Origin of the sequence: Streptomyces scabichelini (genome assembly GCF_011045015.1) — a bacterium.
Taxonomy (GTDB): Bacteria; Actinomycetota; Actinomycetes; order Streptomycetales; family Streptomycetaceae; genus Streptomyces; species Streptomyces scabichelini.
Window position 1 is genome coordinate 1 of record NZ_JAAKZY010000407.1, and the last position, 3,594, is coordinate 3,594.

A 3,594-nucleotide genomic window follows, 5' to 3' on the forward strand; every position below is an offset into this window, starting at 1 on the left:
TATAAGAGACAGCCGCTGTACGCCTCCCCCGGCGCCGTGGCATCGAGTTCACCCTCATCGTCCTGGCCGTCCTGCTCTCCGTGTACGGCTACTGCGCTGTCGGACTCGCCAGGAACGGCACCCTTCCGCCGGACGCCGCCCGTTACGGCGCCGGGCTCGGCGTGCTCGCGCTTCTCGCGCATGTCGCGGTGCGGCTGCGGGCGCCGTACGCCGATCCGCTGCTGCTCCCGATCGCCGTACTGCTCAACGGCCTCGGGCTGGTGCTGATCTACCGGCTCGACCTGGAGACCCCGGCCGACCGGGCGGCCACCACGCAGCTCGTCTGGTCGACGCTCGGCGTGGGCCTGTTCATCGCGGTCGTGCTCTTCCTGCGCGATCACCGGGTGCTCCAGCGCTACAGCTACCTCTGCGTCGTCACCGCCCTTGTCCTGCTCATCCTGCCGATCTTCTTCCCGGCCGTGAACGGCGCCCGGATCTGGATCAGGATCGCCGGATTCTCCATCCAGCCGGGCGAGTTCGCGAAGGTGCTGCTCGCGGTGTTCTTCGCCGGCTATCTCGCGGCGAACCGCAACGCCCTCGCGTACACGGGCCGCCGCATCTGGAAACTTCAAATGCCCACGGGACGAGTCCTCGGCCCGATCGTCACCATCTGGCTGCTGAGTGTCGGGGTCCTGGTCCTCGAGCGGGACCTCGGCACCTCGCTGCTGTTCTTCGGCCTGTTCGTGATCCTGTTGTACGTCGCCACGGGCCGCACCGGGTGGATCGCGGTCGGCCTGCTGCTCGCGGCGCTCGGCGCCTTCGCCGTCGGCTGGCTCGAACCGCATGTGCACAGCCGTGTCGAGGACTGGCTGCATCCGTTCGCGTCGGTCGAGGCGGGCCTGGGGCCGAACCAACTCGCCCAGTCCCTCTACGCGTTCGCCGCCGGCGGCCTGCTCGGCACCGGCCTCGGGCTCGGCCACTCGATCCTCATCGGCTTCGCCGCCAAGTCGGACTTCATCCTGGCGACGGCGGGCGAGGAACTGGGTCTCGCCGGGCTGTCCGCGATCTTCCTGCTGTACGGGCTGCTGGTCGAGCGCGGCTACCGGGTGGGCCTCGCCCTGCGCGATCCCTTCGGGCGGCTGCTCGCGGTCGGGCTCGCCTCGATCGTGGCGTTCCAGGTGTTCGTGATCGCGGGCGGGGTGACGGGGCTGATCCCGCTGACCGGGATGGCGATGCCGTTCCTGGCGCAGGGCGGTTCGTCGGTCGTCACCAACTGGATCATCGTGGCCCTGCTGATCCGCGTCAGCGACTCGGCACGCGGCCAGTACGACGGGGAGGGCGCACCATGACCGGAGACGGCCGCCCCATGCCCCGGTACATCCGTCGCGCCGCCGCGTTCTGCGCGCTGCTCCTGCTCGCCCTCCTCGCGAACGCCACCCGCATCCAGATCGTCCAGGCCCGTTCGTACGACGAGAATCCGGCCAACCGCCGTCTGACGATCGCCCGTTACGCCCAGCCGCGCGGCGACATCCTTGTCGGCGGAAAACCGGTCACCGGCTCCAGGGACTCGGGAGAGAACCTCCGCTACGAACGGACGTACCGGAACGGCCCGTTGTACGCGCCCGTCACCGGCTTCGCCTCGCAGGTGTACGGGACGACGCTCCTGGAGAGCGCCGAGGACGACGTCCTCTCCGGCACCGACCCGATGCTCTCCCCGCTCCCCCTGTGGAACGACCTCACACGCACCCGCAACCCCGGCGGCAACGTCGTCACGACCCTCGACCCGACCGCGCAGCGGGCGGCGTACGCCGGACTCGGCGACCGGCGGGGCGCGGTGGCCGCCATCGAACCGTCGACGGGCCGGATCCTGGCGCTCGTCTCCACCCCCTCCTACGACCCGGAGGAGTTGTCCGGGACGGACGCGGCGGTGGCGGAGGCGTGGGCGCGGCTGAACGGCGCCGCGGATCAGCCGATGCTCAACCGGGCCGTGCGGCAGACCTATCCGCCGGGTTCGACCTTCAAGGTGGTCACCGCGGCGGCGGCCCTGGACGCGGGCGTGGTGAAGGACCTGGACGCACCCATCGAGTCACCGGATCCGTACCGGCTGCCCGGCAGTTCGGCCCGGCTGCCGAACGAGGTCGAGGACTGCGCCGACGCGTCGCTGCGTTATGCCTTCGAGTGGTCGTGCAACACGGTGTTCGCCAAGCTGGGCGTGGCCGTGGGCCTGAGGGACATGGCGGACAAGGCGGCCGGCTTCGGCTTCAACGACGCGGGGCTGAGGATCCCGTTCCCGGTCTCGACCAGTACGTTCGGCACCGGCCTCGACAAGGCGCAGCTGGCGCTGTCCTCCATCGGCCAGTTCGACACCCGGGCGACCCCGTTGCAGATGGCGATGGTCTCGGCGGCCGTCGCGAACGGCGGCACGGTGTACACGCCCCATCTGGTGGAGCGGACGACGACGAACGACGGCGCCACGGTCTCGACGGCCGGTCCGCGGGCCGCCCACCGGGCCATGACCCCCGCGACAGCCATGAGTGTGCGGAAGTTGATGACGGACGTGGTGAGGAAGGGCACCGGCCGGAACGCCGCCGTCCCCGGCGTCACGGTCGGCGGCAAGACGGGCACCGCCCAGCACGGCATCGGCAACTCCGGTACGCCGTACGCCTGGTTCATCTCCTGGGCCCAGGCGCGCGACGCGATGGAACCGGCGATCGCCGTCGCGGTCGTCGTCGAGGACGCGTCGGCCGACCGCGGCGAGATCAGCGGGGGCGGCGACGCGGCGCCGATCGCGCGCGCCGTGATGAAGTCGGTGCTCGGCTCACCCGCTGACCGCGGCCGTTGACGACGGTTCCTGGACGAGTGCGGCGGGCAGCGCCACGTACGCCGTGACGCCCGAGCCCGCCGTGGGCCGCAGTTCGACGTGGGCGCCGAGGCGGGAGGCGAGCGCGCCGACGACGTGGTGGCCCAGGAAGCGGGTGGGTGCCGTGAGGAAGGAACCGCTGCCGGACAGCAGGGCGTTGGCCTCGGCCATGCGTTCCAGCGTCATGCCGATGCCGCGGTCGACGACGGCCATGCAGTACTCGGCGCCGTCCCGCCAGCCGTAGATCTCGACGGGCTGCCCGGGCGGGCTGAACATCAGGGCGTTCTCGACGAGTTCGGCCAGCAGATGGGACAGCTCGGCGACGGCGTGGCCGCGGATGCGGCAGGCCTCGACGTCGACGGCCGCGACCCGGCGGTACTGCTCGACCTCCGCGACGGCCGACTGCACCACCTCGGCGACGGTGACCATGCCGGGCCAGGAGCGGGCGGGGGCCTCCTCGCCGGCGAGGACAAGCAGGGACTCGGCGTTGCGGCGCATGCGCGTGGCCAGATGGTCGAGCTCGAAGAGTTCGGCGAGGGCGTCCGGGTCGAGTTCCTGGCTCTCCAGGGTGGTGATCAGGCCGAGCTGGCGCCTGAGCAACGCCTGGTTGCGGCGGCCCAGGCTGGCCAGGGACTCGGTGCTGTTGCGGCGCAGGACGGCCTGTTCGGCGGCGAGGCCCACGGCGGTGTTCTCGACGTTGCGCAGGGCGGCGGCCAGGCGAGTGATCTCCCTTGCGGTGCCGGGGAGTTGGGGGT

General features: G+C 71.4%; 3 protein-coding genes. 2 read left to right on the forward strand and 1 reads right to left on the reverse strand.

The features are described 5' to 3' along the window. Window positions 1–41: 41 nt before the first annotated feature. Both G5C60_RS49975 and G5C60_RS49980 read left to right on the forward strand, forming a co-directional pair. Entirely contained in the window at window positions 42–1,328 is a 1,287-nt protein-coding gene (locus tag G5C60_RS49975; protein ID WP_420907490.1) for an FtsW/RodA/SpoVE family cell cycle protein, read from the forward strand. 17 nt (window positions 1,329–1,345) lie between these two features. Continuing rightward, window positions 1,346–2,821 (forward strand): peptidoglycan D,D-transpeptidase FtsI family protein, encoded by a 1,476-nt coding sequence (locus G5C60_RS49980; RefSeq protein WP_165270855.1) that lies wholly within the window; start codon window positions 1,346–1,348, stop codon window positions 2,819–2,821. Here G5C60_RS49980 and G5C60_RS49985 read toward each other — a convergent pair. Continuing rightward, on the reverse strand, window positions 2,798–3,594 hold a 797-nt coding region (locus tag G5C60_RS49985), incomplete at its 5' end, for a sensor histidine kinase (RefSeq protein ID WP_165270853.1). The two genes, G5C60_RS49980 and G5C60_RS49985, sit on opposite strands and share 24 nt — an antisense overlap.